20 protein-coding genes are annotated in these 23,420 nt (G+C 67.2%); 7 read left to right on the top strand and 13 right to left on the bottom strand.

All coding sequences use genetic code 11. The annotated features are described in order from the left end of the window. Window positions 1-20 precede the first annotated feature (20 nt). The 6 genes from BKE09_RS22555 to BKE09_RS22580 all read right to left on the bottom strand — a co-directional run bounded on the left by BKE09_RS22555 (window position 21) and on the right by BKE09_RS22580 (window position 5,452). On the bottom strand, window positions 21-1,331 hold the full coding sequence (locus tag BKE09_RS22555) for a transporter (RefSeq protein WP_075678259.1): 1,311 nt from the start codon (window positions 1,329-1,331) through the stop codon (window positions 21-23). Window positions 1,332-1,380: 49 nt separating this feature from the next. Next, entirely contained in the window at window positions 1,381-2,130 is a 750-nt protein-coding gene (locus BKE09_RS22560; protein ID WP_075678260.1) for a hypothetical protein, read from the bottom strand. Between the two features lie 13 nt (window positions 2,131-2,143). Continuing rightward, a complete protein-coding gene (locus BKE09_RS22565; protein WP_075678261.1) occupies window positions 2,144-2,848 on the bottom strand; it encodes a C39 family peptidase in 705 nt (234 codons plus the stop codon). 99 nt (window positions 2,849-2,947) lie between these two features. Beyond that, window positions 2,948-4,264 (bottom strand): adhesin, encoded by a 1,317-nt coding sequence (locus BKE09_RS22570; protein ID WP_075678262.1) that lies wholly within the window; start codon window positions 4,262-4,264, stop codon window positions 2,948-2,950. Between the two features lie 43 nt (window positions 4,265-4,307). Next, the gene (locus BKE09_RS22575; protein WP_075678263.1) at window positions 4,308-4,925 is read right to left on the bottom strand and encodes a hypothetical protein; all 618 of its coding nucleotides are present in this window, start codon (window positions 4,923-4,925) and stop codon (window positions 4,308-4,310) included. Further along, the gene (locus BKE09_RS22580; protein ID WP_075678264.1) at window positions 4,922-5,452 is read right to left on the bottom strand and encodes a hypothetical protein; all 531 of its coding nucleotides are present in this window, start codon (window positions 5,450-5,452) and stop codon (window positions 4,922-4,924) included. Before BKE09_RS22580 ends, BKE09_RS22575 begins: the two co-directional genes overlap by 4 nt. A 396-nt stretch (window positions 5,453-5,848) precedes the next feature. Between BKE09_RS22580 and BKE09_RS22585 the strand changes: the two genes are divergently transcribed. The 4 genes from BKE09_RS22585 (at window position 5,849) to BKE09_RS22600 (ending at window position 8,399) form a co-directional block, all read left to right on the top strand. After that, window positions 5,849-7,204: a sigma-54 dependent transcriptional regulator gene (locus BKE09_RS22585; protein ID WP_075678265.1), complete on the top strand. Its 1,356-nt coding sequence runs from the start codon at window positions 5,849-5,851 to the stop codon at window positions 7,202-7,204. Window positions 7,205-7,274: 70 nt separating this feature from the next. Then, entirely contained in the window at window positions 7,275-7,736 is a 462-nt protein-coding gene (locus BKE09_RS22590; RefSeq protein WP_075678266.1) for a helix-turn-helix transcriptional regulator, read from the top strand. A 10-nt stretch (window positions 7,737-7,746) separates the two neighbouring features. Continuing rightward, window positions 7,747-8,172: a VOC family protein gene (locus BKE09_RS22595; protein ID WP_049445088.1), complete on the top strand. Its 426-nt coding sequence runs from the start codon at window positions 7,747-7,749 to the stop codon at window positions 8,170-8,172. Then, window positions 8,169-8,399, top strand: a complete 231-nt coding sequence (locus tag BKE09_RS22600; RefSeq protein ID WP_075678267.1) for a hypothetical protein — start codon at window positions 8,169-8,171, stop codon at window positions 8,397-8,399. Before BKE09_RS22595 ends, BKE09_RS22600 begins: the two co-directional genes overlap by 4 nt. 7 nt (window positions 8,400-8,406) lie before the next feature. On the opposite strand, the gene BKE09_RS22605 is transcribed toward BKE09_RS22600, so the two are convergent. Continuing rightward, window positions 8,407-9,102 carry an HAD family phosphatase gene (locus BKE09_RS22605; protein ID WP_075678268.1) on the bottom strand — a complete coding sequence of 232 codons (696 nt, stop codon included), beginning with the start codon at window positions 9,100-9,102 and terminating at the stop codon, window positions 8,407-8,409. 180 nt (window positions 9,103-9,282) lie between these two features. Here BKE09_RS22605 and BKE09_RS22610 point away from each other — a divergent pair, with 180 nt between their 5' ends. Continuing rightward, on the top strand, window positions 9,283-10,140 hold the full coding sequence (locus BKE09_RS22610; protein ID WP_240502984.1) for a hypothetical protein: 858 nt from the start codon (window positions 9,283-9,285) through the stop codon (window positions 10,138-10,140). Window positions 10,141-10,158: 18 nt separating this feature from the next. Here the strand turns inward: BKE09_RS22610 and BKE09_RS22615 are convergent, their stop codons facing one another. Beyond that, window positions 10,159-10,899, bottom strand: a complete 741-nt coding sequence (locus tag BKE09_RS22615) for a DNA/RNA non-specific endonuclease (RefSeq protein ID WP_075678270.1) — start codon at window positions 10,897-10,899, stop codon at window positions 10,159-10,161. A gap of 319 nt (window positions 10,900-11,218) precedes the next feature. Further along, complete coding sequence (locus tag BKE09_RS22620) at window positions 11,219-12,544, bottom strand: hypothetical protein (protein WP_240502986.1); 1,326 nt, start codon at window positions 12,542-12,544, stop codon at window positions 11,219-11,221. Window positions 12,545-12,688: 144 nt separating this feature from the next. Here BKE09_RS22620 and BKE09_RS22625 point away from each other — a divergent pair, with 144 nt between their 5' ends. Then, on the top strand, window positions 12,689-14,263 hold the full coding sequence (locus tag BKE09_RS22625) for an alpha/beta fold hydrolase (protein WP_075678271.1): 1,575 nt from the start codon (window positions 12,689-12,691) through the stop codon (window positions 14,261-14,263). A gap of 154 nt (window positions 14,264-14,417) precedes the next feature. Here BKE09_RS22625 and BKE09_RS22630 read toward each other — a convergent pair whose 3' ends face one another. The 3 genes from BKE09_RS22630 to BKE09_RS22640 all read right to left on the bottom strand — a co-directional run bounded on the left by BKE09_RS22630 (window position 14,418) and on the right by BKE09_RS22640 (window position 19,252). After that, window positions 14,418-16,271: a hypothetical protein gene (locus tag BKE09_RS22630; RefSeq protein ID WP_075678272.1), complete on the bottom strand. Its 1,854-nt coding sequence runs from the start codon at window positions 16,269-16,271 to the stop codon at window positions 14,418-14,420. Window positions 16,272-16,321: 50 nt separating this feature from the next. Next, window positions 16,322-17,323: an NUDIX hydrolase gene (locus BKE09_RS22635; RefSeq protein WP_075678273.1), complete on the bottom strand. Its 1,002-nt coding sequence runs from the start codon at window positions 17,321-17,323 to the stop codon at window positions 16,322-16,324. Window positions 17,324-17,614: 291 nt separating this feature from the next. After that, window positions 17,615-19,252: a fatty acid--CoA ligase gene (locus BKE09_RS22640; protein WP_075678274.1), complete on the bottom strand. Its 1,638-nt coding sequence runs from the start codon at window positions 19,250-19,252 to the stop codon at window positions 17,615-17,617. A gap of 127 nt (window positions 19,253-19,379) precedes the next feature. On the opposite strand from BKE09_RS22640, the gene BKE09_RS22645 reads away from it, so the two are divergent. After that, entirely contained in the window at window positions 19,380-20,054 is a 675-nt protein-coding gene (locus BKE09_RS22645) for a response regulator transcription factor (RefSeq protein ID WP_075678275.1), read from the top strand. A gap of 4 nt (window positions 20,055-20,058) precedes the next feature. On the opposite strand, the gene BKE09_RS22650 is transcribed toward BKE09_RS22645, so the two are convergent. Then, on the bottom strand, window positions 20,059-23,394 hold the full coding sequence (locus BKE09_RS22650; RefSeq protein ID WP_075678276.1) for a PAS-domain containing protein: 3,336 nt from the start codon (window positions 23,392-23,394) through the stop codon (window positions 20,059-20,061). Between the last annotated feature and the right edge of the window lie 26 nt (window positions 23,395-23,420).

The following is a 23,420-nucleotide window of genomic DNA, read 5'->3' on the forward strand; positions in this document are numbered from 1 at the left end:
TCGTCGCCGAGCCGGGCGGGTCAGAGCATGTACGGAATCTTGAACGCCAAGGTGAAGTCCGGCGCATCCGGGGTCAGCCCGATGCCCAGCAGGGTGACCAGCGTGGTGTGCTGGTTGAGTGCATAGGTCACACCCAGATTCAGTGACGCCGCGTTGGCATCGCTGCCGATCACTTTCATCCACTTGCCGCCCTGGAACCGGGTGGAAGCGCGGGCGCTGATGCGGTCGCTGAAGGACAGGCTGAGGCTGGTGCGCTCGTTGAACGCGAAGGCCACGCCGGCGCCGAAGTAGACCGAGCCGCCCAGCTTCACGTCACCCGGGTTGACCGTGTCGGGGTTGCTGTCGATGTCACTGAAACCACGCGGGAACGAATGCACGTAGCCGAGGTTGGCGAACAGGATCGCCGGATCGGCGGTCTTGACCATCGACAGGCCCACGTTGGCCTGCCACACGCCATTGCCGGTGGGTTGCTCCTTGGGCACGGCGAAGCGGATGTAGTCATCGTCGTCGCGTTCGATCACCTTCCAGTCCAGGCCGTAAGGTGCGCGCCCGGTGGGGGCGGTCACGCCCGCAGTAAGCACGGTTTCCGGGCGCCAGCCGCGTTCGCCGAACAGGCGGTAATTCGCACTCAGGCCGATATCGCCCAGGCCGTTGCCATTGGTTTCTTCCTGCGCGATCGCGGCCGCCGCGCCGCCGGCGCCGCCCTTCTGGTAGACGGTGCGCCGCGCCAGGTAAGGCACGTCCAGGTTGAGCGTCAGGTTCGGGCTGACGCCCCAACGGGCGGCCAGATTGTAAGTGAGCGAATCGGATTCGACGTTCTCGATGGCGATGTTGCCGAGGAAGATCGCGTCCAGTGCGAGGAAGCCGTTGAGGGTGAGCTGCTTGCGGTCGTAACGGGCGTAGGTGAGGCTGTTCTCGACGGTGAAGCGGCGCGAGAACAGCGCCGATTGCTGCTGCTTCACGTCATCCACGCTGCGCCGCGATTCCTGCTTCGCCTGCTGCGCCTCGGCGGCGGTACTGGCGTAGCCCTCGCCACCCGGCGAAGATTGTAGAGTCGAGCCATGCTCGACTGCCGTAGCCGTAGCCGTAGCCGTAGCCGTGGATGGGGCCATCGGACCAACCTTCCCACTCAGCCGCGCCTGCATCGCCTGCACCTGCATGTCCAGTTCGCGCAGCCGCCGCACTTCCTGTGCGTAGTTGGATTTCAGCTGCTCCAGCTGGTTGGCCAGTGCCTGCACGTCGGCGCCATCGTCCGCCGCGGGTGGCGCGGCGAAGGCGGTGCCCGCCAGCGCCGCCAGCGCCAACGGGGTGATCCTCATCAGGGTGTGCATGTTCGTGTCCTGCGTTGTGGAACGCTTCCCCCAACGCCGTGCCGTGGTGCTACCGGCCCGGCCCCATGCCGCGGTTCATCGCAATCGCCTGGGCCACGTTCTGGCTCAACGGCAGGTTGCCGCCCGCGGTATCCCGCACCAGCTCCAGCCGCAGCTGGTTGCTGGCGATCTGGCCGTCACCGTTCAGGGCGATGCCCTGGCCGACGCTGCCGTTGCGTATCCATTGCTGGACCAGGCCCTGGCCATCCACCTGCAACAGCAGGCGTGCCTGGTTGCCGTCGAGCACCGCAGAGGCCGAGAGGCCTGCATCCTGCGCACTGAGCGAATGCGCACCGTCACCCGACAGGGCCGGCACTGCGCCATTGCGTACCACCAGCGTGGTCGCATTGCGGGCGACGTTGCCATCGCCGGCCACCTGCACGCTCTGCACCAGGCCGCTGGCATTGGCCAGGCCACTGCTGTCGATGTGGCGCCCCTGCGTCTCCGGCAGCGGCGCATCTGCGGCGGTCACGTGCACGCTGGGCTGGAAGCTCAGTTTCGGGCTGCCGCCGCCACGGAAGTCCATGCCCAGGGTCAATGCCCCCTGCAGCGCACTGCCGTTGCTGGCCTGCCACTGCGAGACCATCGTCACCCCGAACCAGGCCACGGTATTGCCACCCACGGTGTAGCGGCCACGCATCAGGTTCAGTTCGGGATCCGGGATTTCCTTCAGGCCGCGGCCAGGCGCAGCATCCGCCGCCTGCAGGGGCAGGGCGGGGCACACCAGCAGCAGGACCATCAGCAGAGGTTGGCGGAACATGGCGGAGCCTCCTTCAGAACAGGTCGGCGTGGCTGAAGCCGAAGTCGACCAGTTCGGCATCGGTGATCGGCCCCTGCCGCGCGTAGAGCGCGCGGGCACTGGGCCGTTCGCTGGGTTGCAGCAGGACCGTGTTGCGATCGAAATCGCTGCCGATCACCACGAATACGGCACGTGATGGCCACGCAGCGAGGAACTCAGGCAGCGCCAGGCTGCGGTTGCCAAGGATGGGATCAGCCACCTCGACCACACCGTCGCGCACCTGCTTGAGCACCACGAAGTGGCGAAAGCCACGCACGTCCATCAGCACAAGACCGGGAACGCGAAGCGTGCGCAGGCGTGCCTCATCGATGCGATAGCCGCGCCCACGCATGCCCAGCGATTCCACATAGCGCTTGATGTCGAGCAGCGAGAAACCGCGCTCGGCCACCAGCGCCGGATCGGAGACCCCCATCATCCCTTCGATCACCGTAGCCTCGTCGGTATCGAGGTGGTAGGCATGGCGCAGGATGGTTGCCAGGGCCGCGGCACCGCAGCTGTAGTCGGTGTGCTGACGCACCACGTTGCGGTAGCGCCGTTCCTGCATGCTTTCCACTTTCTGCTGCAGCAGTGCGCCATTGGGCAGCACGCCGGCGAAACGGACATCGCCCGCCCATGCCGACGCGCTGCCCAGCAACAGCAGGCAGGCCAGCAGGCATATCGAGAGGCGGTAGCGGCTCATCGTGCTCTCCAGCAGCAGGAGGGAGCCCCTGCCCCAAGGGGGAGGAGGGACAGGGGCTCCCGGGAACCCGGCCATTGGCGGACGGCCGGGGTGGTGCGCTTACTCGCCGTTGCCGCCACCACCGCCGGTGCTGGGCTGGGCTACGGCCAGGGCCAGGCTGTTGGCCTGCAGGTTGCCGGTGCCCGCCGCCACGTTCACGCCGATGTTGCCGGAGGCGCCGGAGAAGGCACTGCCGGACAAGGCCGAGGTGTTGGTGGCATCGACGTTCACCCAGCGCGTGGTGCTGACCGTGCCGCTCAGGCTGGCGTACAGATCGGCCACGCCCAGTTCGACGAACTGGCTGGTGCCGCTTTCACGCGTATCGAAGCCCAGGCCGCCCACCCCCGGCCGGTTGGGGTTCATCGTGGCGTTCTGGATCTCGTTGTCCAGGTCGATGTGGCCGGTACTGTTGCCACCCGGATGCGGCAGTGCGCCGTTCCACGTATCCAGGTAGTAGTTGGCCATCTGGTAGGCGTTGCCGGTGCCACGGTAGGTGCCGGCGCCATAGCCCAGGGTCAGGCCGCTGACGCCGCCATGCAGGCCGACCTGCACGGTGTCGGTGTAGGACTGCACGAAGCCGGCATTGCTGACCGTATTGCCGGTGGAGACCTGGTTGGAGCTGATGCTCGACTGCGCCACCGCGGTGGTCGCTACCGAGGCCGCGAGCGCGTTCTTCTGCTCGTTGTTGTTGCCCGAGGCGATGTTCACGCCGATGTTGCCGGACGCACCGCCGAAGGCATTGCCACTGAGACCCGCAGCATTGGTGACGCCGGAGTTCATGGTGGCATTGCCGAAGCCGGCCTGGTTGACGAACACCTCGGCGTCGGCCATGCCGAAGCTGAAGGACGCATCGGCAGCGGACAGCGAGGCGGCGTTGTCCTGGGCGTTGTTGTCGCCCGATACCACGTTGAAGCCCAGGTTGCCCGAGGCACCGGCACCCACGCTGTCACCGATGGACGCACTGTTGGTGACCAGGCTGTTGCTGGTGGCGTTGTTGCTGATCGACTGGCGGTTGTCGATCACCGCGATGGCCGCCGAGTCGAGGTCGATGTCGCCGGTGATGGTGGGGTCACCGGAGAAATTGACGTCGGTGCTGAGGCGCAGGTCCTTCTCCAGGTTCACGTCGACGCCGTGGTTGTTCTTCTCCTTGCGCTCGTCGGCCTGGATGGTGCTGTGCTTCTGCACGTCGACGTTGACGGTGCGGTTGCGTACGTCGTTGTCGGTATGGTTGTGGGTGTCGTTGCGGGTTTCGCTGACGGTGTGGTTGTGGTTGATGTTCGCGTTGGCGTTCTGGTTGTCCCAGCCATTGGCCGCAGCGGCGGTCGAGGCAGTGGCAATCGCCATGGCGAGCATGGTCCGTTTGACGGTCGCTTTCATGGTGCCCTCTCTCTCATCGGGTGGTGCATCGGTTGGGTGGTTGTCACGGGCGGTCCTGCACAACCAGGCCCAGCACATTGGCCGTGTCGTTGCCGCTGCCCGCGATCTGATTGAGTTGCAGGACCCCGTCGAATCCCCGCAGCGCCGTGCTGGTGACACCGGCGCTGCGGGTGCCCGTCGCGACGCCGCGACCGGCGTCGTCCCGCCCCCCTGCCAACGCGGAACCCTCGGCGGCCAAGGCCGTATCGTCGGTTTCGCGTATGCCCTGTCGGGCCAGCGTCGCGCTGACGACGTTGAGCGTCGTGTTGGCGATGCCGCTGGCCTGGTTGATGGATGCGATGCCACTGGCACCGGCCAGCGTCGTGCCATCGATGACGGCGGTGGCGTGCAGCGGTGCACCCAGCACGCGGTTGCCGCCCTGCAGTTGCTGGTTGCCGATCGATACGTCGGCATGTTCGCCAGTGGCGATGCCGCGCAGGTTGGCCTGCAGGTTGAGGTCGCCGGCCGCCTGGTTCACCGCGATGGCACCGTTCGCACCGGCCAGTGCATGGCCGTCGATGCGGGCAACGTCGAGGTAGGCGAGCATGCCGCTGTAGTCATCGGCCTGCGCCATCAACGGCGTGGCGAACAGGACCAGCAGCAGCCAACGTACCCGCTTCACTTGCCACCTGCCGGGGCCGGGCCCTGCAACGGGAACTGGGCGAGCGCGCCGCGCACGGTATCGCCGATGCCGCGGGTGCTGTTGCCGACCGCGCCGAGGGGGCCGCCCAGGGCGCCACCGAGGCTGCTGCCGACCATGCCGTCACTGCTGCGGCCCAGCGTGCCGCCCAGGGCCTGCTGGGTAACCCGTTCAACCGTCGTGCCACGCGGCGACGCGGCGGTGGCCGCCTGGCCGGCCCCCATGCCGGCATAGTCCTCATCGCTCAGTTCGTCCATGCCGGTCGACGGGGCACCGGCGCCCAATGCGCTGGCAATCTCGCGCTGTGGTTTCGGGTCGGCGATCAGCGCCATGCCAGGGGGCGCCATGCGATAGGCCGGCCGTGCAGACACGTCCCGCAACAGGACAATCTCGCCCGGTTGTGCCTTCACGCCCTGGCGGGCACCGGATGCAGCGGCGTCCGCGCTAACCGTCAGCAGGGTCACTGCCAGTGCTGCGGCCAGGCCGCGAAACAGGGTGGTGCCGTCCATGCCGATCTCCCGCGATGGGTGCGGCGGATCCACGCATCAACCGTGCCAACCCCGGAAGGCCTGTGCGGCCTGCCGGCAGCCGCTGGACGGAGCAGGGTGCTGCTGCCGGGCTGTTACAGCGGCGTGGGAAAAATGTTGGGATTGCGCAGCGCCAGGCGCCGCGGGGCAAGGCGGGCGCCCGACTGTCGCACGGGTGTTACAGGTGCCGCCGCGGACTGTAACGACGTCGCTTCAGCCAGTGTTTTCTTGACGCGCCGCTCATTGCGCCGCCGTTTAGCGCAGCGCTAGGATCCGCCCAACAAAGGCCGCCGCGGTGGCCGTAGAGGTCCCGGCGGGGGGCGGCACGCCGGTGATTGCCTGACAGTCCGCCGACGGTGTCCGGATGCTGGGGGAAGCATGGCGGCGGTCCCGGAGGCTTCAACGTCACGCTGCGTGCTCTGGTTCGGCGAGCCGCAGGCGAACGAACGCAGTGCGCTGGCGGCTGCGGGCTGGTACGTGCGCCGTATCCATCCCGATCCAGCGATGGCCATCGGCCTGCGCGGGCGTGATCGGCTGCTCGCCGTGCTGGATCTTCGCCATCTGGATGCGCCGGGCCTGCAACTGCTGGCGCCATGGATCGAACAGCACGCGCATCTGCCGTGGCTGGCGGTGCTGCCACCTGGCGCAGGGCCCACGCCGGCGGCCTGGCTGCCCTTGCTGCAGCGCTGCCTTGCGCGGTTCACGCTGCCATTCGGGCTGCAGGATCTTGTGGCGGCGATGCGCCAACAGTTCGAGGCGGACGAACCTGCTGCCGATGACGCCTGCGGGGGACAGGGCCCGCGCGCTTTGATCGGCGAAAGTCCTGCGCTGCACGCGGTGCGCACGGTGCTGCACAAGTTCGCGCCGGTTGAACTGCCGGTCCTGGTGACCGGTGAAACCGGCACCGGCAAGGAGCTGGCGGCACATGCGCTGCACGCGCTGTCCGGCCGCGCTGGCAAGCCGTTCATCGCGGTCAACTGCGGTGCCATCCCGGCCAACCTGGTGCAGTCGGAGCTGTTCGGCCACGAGCGCGGTTCGTTCACCGGCGCCGACAAGCGCCAGATCGGCGTGTTCGAAACCGCACACGGCGGTACCGTGTTCCTCGACGAGGTGGGAGACCTGCCGCCCGAGGCGCAGACCAGCCTGCTGCGCGTGCTGCAGGAGGGCACCTTCGAGCGCGTGGGCAGCAGCCAGCCGCTGCGAGCGAACGTGCGGGTACTCGCGGCGACCCACGTCGAACTGGAGCGCGCGGTGGCGCAGGGGCGGTTCCGCAGTGATCTCTACTACCGGCTCAACGTACTGCGCCTGCTGATGCCTCCACTGCGCGAGCGCGGTGCCGATGTGCAGCTGCTGGCCGAACACTTCCTGCGCTGCTTCCGGCTGCGACACAGCGTGCGAGCGCGGGGCTTCGCACCGGCGGCGCTGCAGGCGCTGCGTCGATTCAGCTGGCCCGGCAACGTGCGTGAACTGCTCAACCGGGTGCAACGCGCAGCGATCATGGCCGAAGGCGAGCTGATCAGTGAACGTGACCTGGAACTGGGCGAGCCGGCGCAGGCGCTGCCGAGCCCGATGCTGCACGATGCCCGCGGCCAGGCCGAGCGCGATGTGCTGCTGCAGACCCTGCGCCAGACCGGCTACAACGTCTCCGAGTGCGCGCGGCAGATGCAGATCTCGCGGGTGACCGTGTATCGGTTGTGCCGCAAGCACCGGCTGGAACTGCCGGCGCAGCGCTGAACCGGGTTGACGCGGCGCTGCGCCCCGCCCACGCTTCGGCCAATGCCCTTTGCATGGCCATGCGTGCGAGATGAACCAGAGCCCCGAACTGCTGCGACGCCTGCTGCGTGCCAAGGACCGGATGGACCGTGCCAGCCATGAGGAATGGCCGGTCACGCGCCTGGCCGAGGTGAGCGCCGTCTCGCCCGCGCATTTCGCGCGCTCGTTCAAGCAGGCATTCGGCCTGCCACCGCATCGTTACCTGCTCAGCCGCCGCATCGAGCGTGCCGTGGCGCTGTTGCGTGATACCGACCTGCCGGTTACCGAGATCGCTGCGCAGACCGGCTGGCGCAGCCTGGGCACCTTCGGCCGCATCTTCCGTGACATCACCGGCGACAGCCCCGGCAATGTGCGCGAGCGGGAGCGCGCCGGCCAGACGACGCCGGCCAGCGTGCCGGAATGCCACGCACGCGCCGCGCAGCGCCCGGACCTGAACATCGCAGTTTTGGAGAAGCGCCGCCGCGGGGCGGCTGCTAACGTGGACCCCACCTGAGGGAGGTCCCATGACGAACACTGTGAACACGGTCGGCCTGTATGTGCGCGACCAGGATGAAGCACTCGCGTTCTACGTCGGCACGCTCGGCTTCGAAGTGCACACCGACGTGCGTAATGGCAGCTACCGCTGGCTGACGGTACGCAGCCCCGGCCAGGACGGTTTCCAGCTGGGACTGTTCGTGCCCGGTCCGCCCACCCACGACGCGGCCACCGCGCAGGCGCTGCAGCAACTTGTGGCCAAGGGCGCGATGCCGCCATTGGTACTGGCCGTGGATGATTGCCAGGCGCGTTACGCGCAATGGCTGGCGCAGGGCGTCGAGTTCACCCAGGAGCCGGTCGAACGCTACGGCGCCGTCGATGCCGGATTCCGTGACCCGTCCGGCAATGGCTGGAAGATGATCGAAGCCCGCTCTGAAGCGAGGCGCAAGCAATGAGCCGGGGCGGCTGGGCGCGGCCCGTGCATCGCTGGACCTCGATCGTCTTCACCCTGGCGGTGATCGCCAACTTCGCCGTTCGCGGGCTGGGGCAGGGCGAGCCTGCAGCGTGGATCACCTATTCGCCGCTGCCGCCACTGTTCCTGCAGCTGTTCACCGGCCTGTACCTGTTCGTGCTGCACTACGCCGGGAAACGCCGCAGCGCCGCACTGGGCGCTGCGGGCTGAGGCAACGTCAGGCAGCCGCGTCGGCGGCGTAGGCAGCCAGCAATGCCGGCAGCTGGTCCATGCGCTGGAAGATCACTTTGGCACCGGCAGCGCGCAGGGCTTCCGGTGTGCTGTGGTGCGGGCCACCTTCGCTGAAACCGAACACGGTCGCACCTGCCGCAACGCCGGCGGTCGCACCGGTCACGGTATCTTCGATCACCGCGCAGCGCTTCGGGTCCACGCCCAGCGCTGCGGCGGCGGCCAGGTAAACGTCCGGGTGAGGCTTGGTGTTCGGCATGTCCTGGCCACTGAACACATGGGCACCGAAGGCATCAAGGATGCCGACCTTGCCCAGCTGCAGCTTCACCTTGTGCAGGTCGGCGCCGGACGCACAGGCGATCCGGCCGCCGGTGGCGGCGCCGATCGCGCGCACGGCCTCGGGCGCGCCCTGGATCGCAACCAGGTCGCGCTCCAGCGCCCGGTTGCGCTGCTGACGGAATTCTTCCAGCCATTCCTCGGTGAACGGCTTGCCGGTGCGCTCTTCGATCAGCCCCGCCAGATGGGCCACGGACTGGCCAAGGAACACCTCGCCGGCCTGTGCCGGCGTCAGCGGCCAGCCGCGCTCGGTCAGCATTTCCGAGAGTACACGGGCCACCAGCGGCTCGGAATCGACCAGCACGCCGTCGCAGTCGAACAGCACGGCATCAAAGGGAAAACAGGACATCTACAGCTCCGGGAACAGACAAAGGGACGACGTGCCCGCCATTTTCCCACAGCGGGCCGGGCAGGGCACGCTGGCCACAGGAACGCTAGACTGCCGGGGACACCCCGCCCAGCGCCTGCACGGGAATACGCCTTGAAGCGATTGCGATCATTCTTAGGTGCTTACCCCATCCAGTTCGCGATGGCCGCCAAGCTCTACGTGCTCTGCCTGTACCTGCCCGTGGCCCTCCGCCTGATCGCATTCGGGTATCGCCTGGGGCCGCCCGAGGCCTCACGTGAAATCGGCAACGCGGTGGCTGAGCTCGGTTTCCGCCTGAGTCTGTTTGCCGGGGCGGCGGTACTGGTGTCGATGCTGCTGTTCGGGCGCCGCGGCGCGCTGCGGATCCGCCACCCGGTGATCGCTTCGATCGCCTTTTTCGGGTTGCTCGTCGTGCTGGATCGCACCATGCGCATTCCGATGGCGCAGTTGCCGTTTCCGGTCCACAGTGTCGCAGCCATCAGTCTGGTTCCGCTTGCGCATGCACTGGTCCTCACGCTGCTGGCCTTGGTGCCGGCGCTGCTGATGCAGCGGCGCATCCGTGCCGAGGGCGAGCACCATCACCTCATCAGTGCCAGCATCGCCGGCGCGGTGACGCTGGTGGCCGGTAGCTGCTTGCTCCCCATCCTGGTGTTGCAGCTGCCCGTGGGATTCTCGCCAGGCGAGTTCATCATGCCCGTTGCCGACGGCGCCGCGCAGCTGCAGATTGCGAGCCTGATCCTGCTGGTGGCCTGCGCACTGGCCACGTTTGCCGGCCTATGGGCCAGCGAGCTGTCACCGCGACCCGCATCGATGGTGCGCACGATGGTGGTGTCGCTGGTCCTGCTTGCCACCTCCCTGCTCATCAGCCTGGCCAGCGTGGCGTACCTGCTGCGAACGCTGTCCGCTGGGGCGCCGACGATAGGTCGCGGGCTTGTCGATGCCACCGTCGTCGGCGCCGCATTGCAGTTCCTGCTTGCCAGAGTGCTGGCGTCACGATGGCTGCGTATGCAGGCATCGTGACGTTCTCCCGCCCGTCACTCAGCTCAGGTCACATCCGGCCGGCTGCGGCCAGGTGGTGGCCGGCAGCATGTTCTTCAGCGAGGCCGGTGCGTTGATCGCCACGTAGCTGGCACCGAGCAGCTCCTCCAGATCGGCAATGGTCACCAGGTAGTTGTCCAGGCTGCCCAGGTTGGCCTCGTTGGGAATGATCCAGCTGATCGCCTTGGCGGTGCCGGTGTTCGGATCACGGGTGATGATCGTCTTCCAGAAGAATTCCGGCGTGGGAATGCCGTGGCTGGCCAGGAAATAATCGTTGGAGGCATCGCCATAGACCACACCGCCGTAGACGTCCACCGGCGCGATGTCGCGGTAGCACTCGGCCACGTTCTCGGCCTTCACCCAGATGCCCTGGTTGAAGCTGGACACCTGCGGCACGATGTTGGTCATGTAGTTGGCGCGGCGGATGTAGGTCGCGTCGTAGTCCATGTGGTTGGACGTGACCAGATGGCCGCGGTCATAACCGGACTTGATGCTGGCATAGGACGCGGTGCTGGTCTGGCCCAGGCAACCGGCCGGCAGGTCCGGGTCCTTGTAGAAGCTGGACGGCCGTGCAGCGGAACCGGTATCGGCGGTGAGCGTGTACTCGTAGCGGGTGGCGCTGTGGATGCTGCAGTCGTAGGTGAGCACGAAGCCGCCCTTGTTGAGGGTGACCACCTGGGCCTGGGCTGCGCCGGCAAAGGCGCTGAGGACGAAGGCAAAGACGAAGCTTGCAAGGCGCATTGCGATTCTCCAGCAAAGGATTCGGGACGCAGCGACCCGCCACGACCAGGCCGGGCCTGTGTCATGTGGAGGCGTTGCGGATACGGGTGATGCGGAGTGCGGTGGGACTGACCGCGATGACAGGGCCACGGAGGCCGTGCGGTGTCGCAAGCGTCACAAGCTGTCACTGTTAGGTCAACGACGAAACGACGAAGCTGTGACAGCCCGCAAGCATTGGAGATGTGTCAGATCGCGCAAGGTGTGGTGGAAATATGCGCGTGGTAGGGCGGATCCATCGGATCGCTATGCGTCGGCACTCTTCGTGTGCGGATGAGCGTGCTCACTTTCCATGGAGAGCGGGAGGCGCCAGCTGCAGCTGGCCAACGCGCTTGCCTTGGACTATCGACCATCCTGGCTTCAGGGTCAGCGACCATCCGGGGCCCTGCAACGGCGAGGCGCCACTGGCCGGTGCCTGTACGAACACGGCCTTCCAGTCGCTCTGCAGCAGTGCTCCATCGGTGACGTTGAGGCTGCCCCACACATCGGTCAGCTGCATCGTTGGATATACCATTCCACTGCCCGGCAAGGGCTGCACGCTGTTGGGATCGAACTGGATGCGCATGTTGCGCAGTTCCAGTCGCAGCACAGGCCCTGTCACAAAGCGGGCTCGGTTGTGCTCGAGCTGCGCAAGGCGCTGTTGCTCGCGCAGGACTTCGGTGTCGCGCAGCGCCTCCCCCCCGTAGCGCGCGACGGCGGCGCGCAGTGCGAACGCGTCCCATGATGGATCCGTGTGAATCGCCTCGGCCAGGAGCGAACCGAGATCTTTCGGGTGACGGGCCAGGTCGCGGCGCCATCCCGGCACTACCTGATCCAGCATCAGTCCATATGCAGGGCCGGTCGCATAGGCGAAGGATCGGACGAAGCTCGGGTCGTCAACGTGGGCGCGGAGGTCATGCAGCGCCGCCTCGATACGGGCATCGGGCCCTGCGTTGCCAACGAAGACGCCGGTGTACTCGGCCAGGCCCTCGTTCAACTCCAGTGCGGCTTCCTCCATCGCGGCGGCAGGGAATCGACGGTGGCGCTCCGCGCGGAAGGTGAGTGCGTCGATCGCCGCGCTGCGCTGCGCGCCGGTGTCTGGGGCTGCGAGTGCCGCAGCAAGGGCCCGCCATTCCATCTGTAACCAGTAGCGACCTTCGAGGGTATCAAGGTGCTCATTGCCGCCTTCGGCAGGCGGGGCGATCGACAGCGCGGGCTGCACCCGGTGGAACATTTCGTGAGCCAGCAGCGTGCTGCGGCGCGCGTCGTTCTCAGGCAGGGGCCACAGCAGTTGCGTCCAGCGCGTTCCAGACCAGTCGACGGCCGTGTTGGCGATGATCGCATCCGATGGAAGCTGGCCGACGAAGACTTCGCCACGCGCCCTCAGGAGGCCATGTGGATCCGCCTGGGAGGCAACGACCCGTCGAGTGGCGCGATCAACCAGCATCATCGGTCCACACAGCGAGGCCCCCCACAGGTCTCCGTTGTCTTTCCGGCACAGCGCGTTCGCCTGATCGAAGATCGCCTTGGCTGCGTCATCAGAGAGCTCTGGGCTGGCGGCCGCGGCAGGCCCGGCGGCAAGCAGCGTCAGCGCGGCAAGAACGAAGGGCCGGTGCCTCATGGTGTCCATCCTTCCTTGGGGAGCGTCCGTCATAGCACCGGTCCAAAGGTGGCGGCAATGCCGCAAACGTCATGCTGCGTCGCAAGGTGCCAGTCACCATTCGCACTGGTACGGTCCAACCCGTTGCACCACCACCGACGGGGAGAGACGACGATGCGCAAGGTATTGCTGCTGTTGATCCTGCTGACCGGGCTGGCGCCCACCGCCTGGGCAGCCACGGTCAAGACCACCCATCGCACCATCCCAAGCTGGGATGGCACGCCCCTCGGGGCCTTCGTCATCGAACCGCAGGATGCCGGCAGCGGCCGCTATCCACTGCTGGTGATGCCCAGCAGCTGGGCGGTGCCCAGCGTGGAATACGTGGGGGTGGCACAGTTGCTGGCGCAGCGCGGCTATGTGGTCATCAGCTACAGCTCGCGCGGCTTCTGGGAATCGGGTGGCAGCATCGACATCGCCGGGCCCGCCACGGTCGAGGATGTCAGCGCGCTGATCGACTGGGCGCTGGACAACACCCGCGCCGACCCGGCAAGGATCGGTGTCTCGGGCATTTCCTACGGCGCCGGTACCAGCCTGCTGGCGGCGGCACGCGACCCACGCATCAAGGCCGTTGCCGCACTGAGCGGCTGGGCCGACCTGCAGGCGTCGCTGTACAGCCATGACACGCCCAGCGCGCAGGGCATCGCCCTGCTGGTGGCAGCGGGCCTGGCCACCGGCCGCCCCGGCGCGGAGCTGGCCACCATCAACCGCAACGTGCTGGTCGGCAATTACCAGGGGGCGGTGGACTCGCTGCTGCCGGTGGCGGCGCAGCGCAGCCCGGCCAGCAGCCTCGACGAGATCAACGCCAACCAGCCGGCGGTGTTCCTTGCCAATGCCTTCAATGACAGCCTGTTCCCGCCGGGCCAGCTGGTCGATTTCTTCAACCGCCTGAAGGGGCCCAAGCAGCTGCAGCTGCGCCATGGCGACCATGCCCTCAACGAGGCCTTCGGTGCGCTCGGCATTCCCAATGAGGTCTATGCCGCCGTGGGCGACTGGTTCGACCACTACCTGAAGGGCGTGGCCAATGGCATCGACCGCCAGGCGGCGGTGCAGCTGAAGTCGCAGAAAGGCAGCTGGAGCCGCTATCCGGACTGGCAGGCCACCAATGCGGGTGCTGTCAGCTACGGGCTGACCGCGCCGAACGGGCTGCTGCTGCCCACCGGCGGGCTGGCGGAGAACGGTGGCGCCACCGGCTGGAACTACCGGATCGGCAGCGGCCTGCTGACCGCCGCCAATTCCGGCGTGGCGATGGCGTCCGGCGCGCTGCAGATGTTCAACCTGCCGCCCGGCGCCTATATACCCTTCGTTGGCCGTAGCGCCGCAGGCGTCTGGCAGGGCCCGATCCAGTGGAGCGCCAAACGCCTGGACGGTGCGCCGGAAGTGCGCCTGACGGTCACGCCCAGCCGCGCCAACACCACGCTGTATGCGTACCTGTATGCCGAGGATGTGCTGGGCAATGGCCAGCTGATCAGCCACAAGCCGTACACGCTGCGCGGGGCCACGCCCGGCCAGGCGAAGACCATCGATCTGCGGCTCGAGGCCAGCAGCTGGAATCTCCCGGCGGGCAGCCGGCTGACCCTGGTGGTCGATACCGTGGACCTGCGCTATGCGGGCATCAGCCAGCTGGGCGGGGCGGTGACCTTCAGTTCACCGGCCAACGCGCCTTCGGTGCTGAAGGTGCCGCTGCATTGATGTGACGCCGCGCCCGTTGCGGCGGGCGCGGCACGACCGGCCACGCGCAATTCCCAGCAGCTGACCGACAGGCGCTGGAGGCATGGATCCGCTTGGGCAGGGGGGGCGATCAAGCCCGATGGAAATCCGCGTTCCGCGCAGCGGTGACCGAGGATCACTCCCCCTGCGGCAACAGCACCCGGATCATCTCGTGCTGCCTGGACAGATTCGCCCGTTGCACGAACCCCTGGATGATCGAGGCTGCCACCTTGCGCTGGTTGTCCATGTCCAGCAACGATGCGATGGCCTGCCCGGAACCATCGGGGCTGTCACGGAACGGGCAACCGACCGGGCCTGCAGTGGTCAACGTCAGGATCGCCTTGGCCACGCGCGCCGTCGGCGCGCGCGGCGCATCGAAGATCACCAGCGTTCGCTCGTAGCTGATCCCCGTCGCACGTACGGTCGAGTGCAGGGAATCCTCGATGGTCATGTCCGCGCCAAGGTCCTGGGCAAGCGCAATGAGGCAGTTGGCCGCCGTCGCATTGCGCAACGTCGCAGGGTCGGCGCGGATGATCATCGCGCAGTCGACGCCGGAGATCGGCACCTGGGTGACATCCAGGTACGGGTTCTGTGCCAGCGTCCCGATCAACGCCAGATCGTCGCTGTAGCCACAGGATGCGGTAGATGTACCCAGGCGTTGCAGCAGCGTTGCGACCCGTTGCGCACCCCACTGCCGCCCGTACAACAGGCGCTGCGTGTGGGTGGCCGACAGGGCGCCGTGATCGAATCCCGATGACGATGCCTGCATGCGCGCCTTGACCACCCGCATGCAGGCATCGACCTGCTGCATGCAGTTCGTGTCATCGGTGAACACCGGCGCCGCCGAGATGCCATCGATCACCCGGCCGAATGTCGCCAGGTCGCCCTGCTGGTCGCGGTACCAGTCGTGGATGCGCTGCACATTGCGACGACGTTTCTCCAGCTTGTCCGCACCCGGCCAGCCGGGGTAGGCGGCGATCTCGCACAGCATGGTCAGGCCTTCCCACAGGTGGTACTCCATGCTGGGCAGCGGCAGCCGCCAGCGCTCTTCCGAGCCGGCATCCTCGGCAATCACCAGATGGTTGCGGATGATGTCCGACCACACTGTCACGGCCTCCACGGTATCGCGGCGCGGCGTGGTCACATCGATCAGTTCCATCAGGATCGGCCGCGGCGTCACCGGGTCGTCGCCGGCAGGCGCCTTCGGATCCTTCACCCATCGCGCGTGCCAGGTATAGCCCATGCGATACAGCACGAAGGGTTTGATGCCGTCGTTGAGGATGATGCCTGGCGGCGGCGGAGGGGTAGGCGGCGGCTGCGCGGGCTGCGGCATCGGCGGCTGCGGAGGGGGCAGCACGGACGGGCTTGTCACCGGCGTGGCAGTGCCGATGCCCTTCAGCGGCTCGCTGGTGAACAGATGCAGGCCCGCACGGTCACGCTCGTACACCTTCCGGAACGTCTGCGGATTGTCACAGGTCACCAGGCACTGCTCGCCTGGCGGCACATGGATGTCCACCGATGCAAGGTCCACCACCTGGCCGGCCAACGGATTCTGGTTCGGCGGGAAGACGCTGATCTCCAGCGCGATGTTGAGGCCGGCACCCTGCATCACGTCGATCACGATGTCTTCAACACCGCCGTGCAGGGCATCCTGTGCCGGGATCGGGATCCAGGGGTTGATCACCACCTGCGTATCCCAGTCGGACCTGCCGAAATCGAACAGCGTGGGCGGCGGAACGGACGGGCGTTCAAGCAGTGCGTCCAGCGCGTTGCCGCCCTTGACGTAGAAGAACATCAACGGCTCACCGGGCTTCAGGCTGTAGTCGCGCCGTACCTTGCTGGACAGGCTGCGCAGCTGGTCCTTGATGTCCGACAGTGCCTTGACCACGACCGTGCGAACGTCGGGATACGCCTGCGCGTTGTTGATCTGCGCGGTGAGCTGCTTGCTGATGTAGCGCCGGGCCTCGCGTTCGGGCGTGCTCTCTTTCATGGTGGGCCTCGCGGGGGTTGCAGGGGATCACGCAGCTGCGCGCTGTACGCTCAGGCGGGTGACAGCAGGGCAGCGATCTCCCGGTACCAGCCGATCTCCTGGCTACCGGGCCTGGCGCTGGCCAGGGCCTCGTCAACCTCCAGTGTTCCTTCGCCTGGAACCCCCACCCTTACCCCCAGGACATTGCGCAGATTGGCCACCGGCACCCGTCCGACGCCCGCCACCTCCCAGTCGGTCACCAGGCAGGACTGGGGACGCGCAGGGCTGCTGGCACTGGCCTGGACATGGTTCTCGGCCTCCTGCGCCATCCGCAGAAGCTCCTCGGCCGTTGTGCGGAAGCGAACCAGGGAGAAGCTGTCTCCCACATCCGGAATCAGCCGGGCACGCAGATCGCATGCGGCGCGTCCCTGCCCAAGCCAGATGCCAAGCTCTTCCTCGAACTCGCGGCGCGCGGCGCGCTCCTTGCGTTCGTTGTTCAGCCGGCCCCCGCCGGGCAGGGCCCATTGTCCCGCCTGGTTCACCAGCGCCGGGGGCAGGCCATCCGACCACGCATCGACTTCCGCCACCAGACGTTGTGCGACTACCAACGCAGCGGCCCAGTTCGGGGTTCCCCGGGTAGGCGGCGGCAATGCGATGGCGAGCTCCCGCAAGGTTGCACGCGCAGGGCTGAACGAGGGAGGGGTTCTTGCGTCCTCGCGGAACAGGCTCTGCAGAGCGGCCAGCGTTTCCATGGCGACGTCATCGGTTTGCGGATGCGTGCGTTCGGCGCTTTCAAGCGCTCGGTCCAGTGCGTCCATGGTGCGGGGCAGCGTGCGTTCGCCGCGGTAGGCGACTGACCCCGCAGCGCGCCAAGCGCCGGAAAGCAGCCTCCTCAACTGCTCCCAATCCTGCTCTGTGCCACCGCCGGGCGCGTTGCGGATGGCCAGCACAGCGGCCATCGCTTCGGCAGAAAGTACGACAACGGAATTGCTGCCCCACCAGCTGTTGAGCACACGTTTGCGGACGACCAGATAGTGGGCTCCATCCCAGACTGCGACGTAGACCTGGTTCATGGTGCACACCTCCGTTCAACCTGCGTGGAGGGGGCTGGGCGCATTGCCGCTGTGCCAGCGGTAGTCCAGGAAAGGCATGCCATGTCTCGCTCCTGCGGGCTCGAAAGAGTGGGGGGCTTGGCGGCGTTGCCATCGGAGTGCAGGCAGTGCGGCGCCGTGGGTCCACTGTAGGAGCGGGGGGGCGAGGGAGGATCGGCGCCAGCCACGATGTATGCGGTGGAACCGACGGAACAGGAGGGACGGGGGCATTGATTTCCCCGCATTGGCGCATCGCCCGTGGGCGCCCAGGCATCAGCGGCCAGCGCTTGCCTCCGGGTCATGCAGTCCACGCAGCTTCTTCTTGTTGATCTTGCCGACGCTGGTGCGCTCGATCACATCGACGAAGCGGACGCGTTCCGGAATCGCATAGCGTGAGATATCTCCTGAGTGGCTGCGCGCCGCCACCAACGCGATGATCTCGGCCTCGGTCACGTCACTACCGGGCCGCCTGACCACCAGCGGCAGCGGTCGCTCACCCCATTTTGCATCGGCGATGCCGATCACCGCGACTTCGTTCACCGCAGGATGCAGGGCGATGATGTCTTCCAGCGCCAGCGAGGAGATCCATTCGCCACCGGTCTTGATCACATCCTTGATGCGGTCGGTCACCCGCAGGTAGCCATCTGCATCGATGTTGCCGATGTCCCCGGTGTGCAGGTAGCCGCCCGCCCACAGCGTCGCCGAAGCGTCCGGATCGTGCAGGTAGCCCTGGGTGAGCCAGGGCGCGCGCACCACCACCTCGCCGGTAGCCACCCCGTCGTGGGCGACATCCCTCATCTCCGGGTCGACAATGCGCAGGTCCACCAGCGGCACCGGAATGCCGGCCTTGGTCCGCAGTGACAGCGCCTCATCCGGCCCGGCCAATGCATCGGCATCAATCTGTGCAAGGGTGAGCAGCGGGCAGGTTTCGGACATGCCGTAGCCACCGAAGATATCGATGCCACGTGCAAGTGCACGCTGCGCCAGTGCTCGCGGCAGCGCCGCGCCGCCGATGATTACTTTCCAGTTGCGCAGGTCGGTCTGTGCCGCGTCGGGGTGTTCGAGCAGCATGTGCAGGATGGTCGGCACGCAGTGCGAGAAGGTCACCTTCTCGCGGGCGATCAGCGCCAGAAGGGTTGCTGGCAGGTAGCGGCCGGGATAGACCTGCTTGATGCCGAGCAGCGTGGCCACGTAGGGTACGCCCCAGGCGTGTACATGGAACATCGGCGTGATCGGCATGTAGACATCGCCGCGGTGCAGCCGCCCCTGGCTCGGGGCGCTGCCCAGCGCGGCCATCGCCGCCAGGGAGTGCAGCACCAGCTGCCGATGGCTGAAGTACACGCCTTTGGGCAGGCCGGTGGTGCCGGTCGTATAGAACACCGTGGCACGCGTGTTCTCGTCGAAGTCCGGGAAGTGCTCGACCGGCGTGGCCGCGCGCAGGCCTGTTTCATACTCCGTCACGAAGCCCGGTGGCAGTGGCCCTTCCGCGTCGTCCAGCAGCACGCGTGCACGCAGGTCGGGCAGCTGATCTTCCAGACCCTCCAGCAGCGGCAGGAACTCGCGGTTGGCCAGGATCACCCGCGCGCCGCTGTGGTTCAGCGTGTAGGCAATCTGCTCTGGTGCCAAACGGACGTTCACCATCATCAGCACTGCGCCGATCATCGGCACGGCGAAGTAGGCTTCCAGGTAGCGGTTGCTGTCCCAGTCCATCACCGCCACGGTATCGCCCTGGCGGACGCCCAGCGATGCCAGCAGTCCGGCCAGCTGGCCGATACGTGCCTGCAGCGTGCGGTAGTCGAAGCGGACCTTGTCGCCGTACACGATCTCCTGCCCGGGATGCATCGCCAGCGGCGTGAGCAGCAACTGCTTGATCAGCAGCGGGCAGGTATCGGTGGCGGGGGCGGATGACATGGGGGCTCCTGGTGGGCGGCGTAGCGGTCGCCGGTCGTCCCTGCCCACACTAGCCATCCACGCGCAGCGCGCCAGCGTACCTAGGTCCCCTGTCCACGCCCGCGTGATTTGCTAATCTCGCCTGGACATGCCAAGCCTGCTTATCGCCGATGACCACCCGTTGTTCCGCGCCGCGCTGCATCGCGCGGCGGCGGAGGCCGTCGACGACCTGCAGATCAGCGAGGCCGATTCACTGGACAGCGTGCTGGAGGCCGTCGAGCGCCAGCCGGTCGACCTGATGCTGCTGGACCTGCACATGCCCGGCAATCACGGGCTTGCTGGATTGGCGACCCTGCGGGCATTGCAGCCCGGTCTTGCGATCATCATCGTCTCGGCCAATGAAGAACCGCAGGTGATCCGCCGTGCCATTGATCTGGGTGCCGCCGGCTATCTGCCCAAGAGTTCGGGACTGAGCGAACTGCAGTCCGCGCTGCATTCTGTGCTGGAAGGCGAACGTTGGATTCCGGCATTGCTGCGCGAGCCGGTGGCCAGGGTGGCCCCCTTCAGCAAGGATGCGGATCTCGCCGCGCGGTTGGCCAGCCTGTCCGCGCATCAGTACAAGGTGCTGAGCCTGGTGGCCGAAGGCCTGCTCAACAAGCAGATCGCCGACCGCCTGGGCGTGCAGCTGCGCACGGTCAAGGCACACATGACGCGCATCATGGAACGGTTGGGGGTGCGCAATCGTGCGCAGGCCATACGCGTGCTGCACGAGATGGGGTTGGCCGATCCATCCCGGCAGCTCGAAGGGCCCCAGGACGCCTGAATCTTCAGGTCGCGGTCGCACCCTTCGTCGCCAACAGATGGTTGATCGCCCAGCGCAGCGCCAGCGGCTTGAACGGCTTGTTCAACAGAGAAAGCCCGGCTTCGCGTACCGCTTCGCGGGTATCGCTGCCGGTATCGGCACTGAGGATCACGGTCGGCCGCTGCCCGTGCACGGTCACCAGCCGCTTCCAGACCGCCACCCCCGTATCACCCTCATCGAGGTGATAGTCGAACAACCAGAGTGCCGCCTCACCCGCTGACGGCCCGATCGCTGCGGCATCACCTGCTGTGGTGACGTCGCAGCCCCAGGACGTCAGCAGCTGCTGCATCGCCGCCAGCGCGTCCCGATCGTTGTCGACCACCAGCACGCGGATGCCTTTCAGCGTGCTGCTGCCGGCAGCAGCGGGCAGGGCGTCCGGCGCGGCTGGCGGAGCTGCCCGTGGCACCCGGATGGAGAATGCCGAACCGCGGCCAGGGATGCTGTGCAGGTGCAGCGGTGCATCCAGCAGGCCGGCGACGCGCTGCGCGATGGCCAGGCCCAGGCCGAGTCCCTGGCCATTGCTGCGGTCACCGCGATGGAATTCCTCGAACACGATCGCCTGCTGCTCCGGCGCGATGCCCGGGCCGCTGTCATGCACGCCGATCACCAGTGAGGTGCCCTGGCGGCGCACGCCCAGCAGCACGCCTCCGCGGTGCGTGTAGCGGATGGCATTGGCCAGGAAATTCTGCAGCACCCGGCGCAGCAGCAGCGGATCGCTGTGCACCCAGGCCCGGGTCGGCACATAGCCGAACTGCAGGCCACGTGCCGCCGCCAGCACCGCGAACTCCTGCGCAAGCGGATCCAGCACGGTGGACAGCGCGAACGGGCGTGGGTCGGCCACCCAGCCACCAGCGTCCAGCCGCGACATATCGAGCAGGCCCGACAGCAGGTCATCGGTGGAATCCAGCGCGCCGCGGATCTGGCGCAGGAAGCTGCCCAGGAACTCGGACTCGATGTGCTGGGACATCGCATCAGCCAGCAACTGGGCCGCATGCAATGGCTGGATCAGGTCGTGGCCGACCGCGGTCAGGAACCGCGTCTTGGCCACGTTGGCTCGTTCGGCCTCGTGCACCGCCTGTTCCAGCCGGGCCGTGCGGTCCTGCACACGGCGCTCCAGTGTCTCATTGCTGCGCTTGAGTGCATCTTCAGCGCGGCGGAATGCGGTGACATCGGTGAAGGTGGCCACGTAGCCGCCGCGCGGCATCGGGTTGCCGCGGATTTCCACGATGGTGTCGTCAGGGAAGATCCGCTCGGACAGATGCGGGGTGCCGCGCCGCATGTGGGCAACGCGGCGCTGCAGTGCCTTTTCGGGCGAGTCGCCAACGGCAGCGCCGATACCCAGTTGGTCCAGGGCCCACGCAGTAAGATGGACCACCGGCTGCCCGACCTGCAGCAGCGCCGGCGGGAACTTGAACAGGTCGGCATAGCGGCTGTTCCAGGCCACCAGCTGCAACTGCGCATCCACCACGCTGATGCCCTGGCTCATGTTCTCCAGCGCGGCTTCCAGCAGGCGCTGGTTGAAGCGCAGCGCCTGGGTGGCTTCACCGACCGCACGGGTGACCGCATCCAGTGGCGCCGCACCACCCTCGCGTGCCGCCTCCACCAGCAGCCGGGCCATGCCGGCGCCGACCACGGCCGTCAGCTCACGTTCCACCGCCATGACCCGGTCGTCATCCAGCATCTGTCCCGCATGCCCGTCGAGCAGCTGCCGCGCCCGTTCCTGGCCAAGGAAGCGGCCGGCGGTCTTGCGCAGTGATGCCGTGGCCACCGCATCACGCTGGCGTGGCAGCGACGGGCGCACCGCGCGCGATACCAGCACCACGGCAACCAGGTTCGCCGCCAGGCTGGCGCCCATGCTGATGGCGATATGCCCCGGCTGCAGGCGCATCGACAGCAGCGACAGCCAGTGCAGCCCGTCGGGACGGGTCGACGGCGTTGCAGCAGGCACGATCATGGGCAACAGCACCAGCCACAGCCAGACCAGCGAGCCCACCACGATGCCGGTGATGATCGCCGGCGAGGGCGTGCGTGGCCGGTACACCGCCAGCAGCACGGCCGGTGCCAGCTGCGAGAGCGCGGTGAAGGACATCAGGCCGAAATCGCTGAGCGCCTCGGTATCGCTCATCGCCCGGCTGTACAGCCACGCCATCAGGAACACGGCGATGATGCCGGCACGGCGCAGGGCCAGCACGCGCGGGCGCAGGTCGCCGGCAGCGCGGCCGCCATCGATGCCGCCCAGCAGTCGCGAGCCCACGCCGTGATTGCCGAGCATGATCGACAGTGTCAGCCCGGACAGGATCATCATGCCGGTGGCCGCGCTCAGGCTGCCCAGGTACGCCACCAGCGCCAACAGGTGGTGTCCGCCGGCCTGCGGCAGGGCCAGCACATACAGATCCGGCGACACCGATGCCGGCAGCTGGGCGGCGCCGTACAGCGCCATCGGCACCGACGGTAGGCCGATCAACAGCAGGTACACCGGGAACAACCAGCGCGCCGTCTTCAGGTCGGAAGGCTGGCGAAGCTCGACCACGCCCACGTGGAACTGGTGGGGCAGGGTAAAGGCGGAGATCGCGCCCAGCGCCACCATGGTCAGGTAATCCGGAATGACTGCGGGCGGCGGCAGGTGGGCCATTTTCTCCAGCAGGGGCGTGCCGGCGCGGTGCACCGACAGTCCGGCATACAGGCCGATCGCCAGCAGCGCCACCAGCTTCAGTACCGATTCCAGGCCCAGCGCCACCACGATGCCGCGGTTGTGTTCGGTGGCCGAAGCCTTGCGTGCACCGAACAGCAGGGTGAACGCCGCCATCGTCAGCGCGAACCAGAACGACATGTCCAGTTGCCAGCCGGCAGGTGCGAAGCGATCGCCCAGCAGCGCACCCAGGCCCTGGCTGACTGCTTTGAGCTGCAGTGCGATGTAGGGAATGATGCCGAACAGCGCGACCAGGGTGATGGTGATGCCCAGCCCCTGGTCCGCACGCAGTCGCGCGACCACCAGGTCGGCGATGGTGGCGCTGTTGTGCTGCTTGGCCAACCGCCCCAGCCGCGTCAGGAACGGCAGGCCGAACGCAAAGATCAACGCCATTCCGACCAGCGTCGGTGGAATCGGGAAGCCCCATTGCACGCCCTGTGAGGCGGCCCCGTAATAGGTCCAGGCCGTGCAATGCACGGCCAGTGACAGCGCATAGATGATCGGCCAGATCCGTGCGAGGCGATGTCCCCGGCGCTCACCCCACAGGGCCACGCCAAACAACAGAACGGTCCACGCAATACAGGCGAACAGGACGATGGAGGGCGTCAACATCGCTCCAGTGTAGAGAGAAGCGGGGC

This window comes from Stenotrophomonas sp. TD3 (assembly GCF_001939825.1).
GTDB lineage: Bacteria > Pseudomonadota > Gammaproteobacteria > Xanthomonadales > Xanthomonadaceae > Stenotrophomonas.

Excerpts from the sequence above, each read along its gene's own strand:
- BKE09_RS22585 (WP_075678265.1), top strand. The coding sequence starts at position 5,849 with ATGGCGGCGGTCCCGGAGGCTTCAACGTCACGCTGCGTGCTCTGGTTC.
- BKE09_RS22650 (WP_075678276.1), bottom strand. The coding sequence starts at position 23,394 with ATGTTGACGCCCTCCATCGTCCTGTTCGCCTGTATTGCGTGGACCGTT.
- BKE09_RS22605 (WP_075678268.1), bottom strand. The coding sequence starts at position 9,102 with ATGTCCTGTTTTCCCTTTGATGCCGTGCTGTTCGACTGCGACGGCGTG.
- BKE09_RS22590 (WP_075678266.1), top strand. The coding sequence starts at position 7,275 with ATGAACCAGAGCCCCGAACTGCTGCGACGCCTGCTGCGTGCCAAGGAC.
- BKE09_RS22565 (WP_075678261.1), bottom strand. The coding sequence starts at position 2,848 with ATGAGCCGCTACCGCCTCTCGATATGCCTGCTGGCCTGCCTGCTGTTG.
- BKE09_RS22625 (WP_075678271.1), top strand. The coding sequence starts at position 12,689 with ATGCGCAAGGTATTGCTGCTGTTGATCCTGCTGACCGGGCTGGCGCCC.
- BKE09_RS22560 (WP_075678260.1), bottom strand. The coding sequence starts at position 2,130 with ATGTTCCGCCAACCTCTGCTGATGGTCCTGCTGCTGGTGTGCCCCGCC.
- BKE09_RS22640 (WP_075678274.1), bottom strand. The coding sequence starts at position 19,252 with ATGTCATCCGCCCCCGCCACCGATACCTGCCCGCTGCTGATCAAGCAG.
- BKE09_RS22620 (WP_240502986.1), bottom strand. The coding sequence starts at position 12,544 with ATGGACACCATGAGGCACCGGCCCTTCGTTCTTGCCGCGCTGACGCTG.
- BKE09_RS22600 (WP_075678267.1), top strand. The coding sequence starts at position 8,169 with ATGAGCCGGGGCGGCTGGGCGCGGCCCGTGCATCGCTGGACCTCGATC.
- BKE09_RS22615 (WP_075678270.1), bottom strand. The coding sequence starts at position 10,899 with ATGCGCCTTGCAAGCTTCGTCTTTGCCTTCGTCCTCAGCGCCTTTGCC.
- BKE09_RS22595 (WP_049445088.1), top strand. The coding sequence starts at position 7,747 with ATGACGAACACTGTGAACACGGTCGGCCTGTATGTGCGCGACCAGGAT.
- BKE09_RS22570 (WP_075678262.1), bottom strand. The coding sequence starts at position 4,264 with ATGAAAGCGACCGTCAAACGGACCATGCTCGCCATGGCGATTGCCACT.
- BKE09_RS22635 (WP_075678273.1), bottom strand. The coding sequence starts at position 17,323 with ATGAACCAGGTCTACGTCGCAGTCTGGGATGGAGCCCACTATCTGGTC.
- BKE09_RS22555 (WP_075678259.1), bottom strand. The coding sequence starts at position 1,331 with ATGCACACCCTGATGAGGATCACCCCGTTGGCGCTGGCGGCGCTGGCG.
- BKE09_RS22645 (WP_075678275.1), top strand. The coding sequence starts at position 19,380 with ATGCCAAGCCTGCTTATCGCCGATGACCACCCGTTGTTCCGCGCCGCG.
- BKE09_RS22580 (WP_075678264.1), bottom strand. The coding sequence starts at position 5,452 with ATGGACGGCACCACCCTGTTTCGCGGCCTGGCCGCAGCACTGGCAGTG.
- BKE09_RS22630 (WP_075678272.1), bottom strand. The coding sequence starts at position 16,271 with ATGAAAGAGAGCACGCCCGAACGCGAGGCCCGGCGCTACATCAGCAAG.
- BKE09_RS22610 (WP_240502984.1), top strand. The coding sequence starts at position 9,283 with ATGGCCGCCAAGCTCTACGTGCTCTGCCTGTACCTGCCCGTGGCCCTC.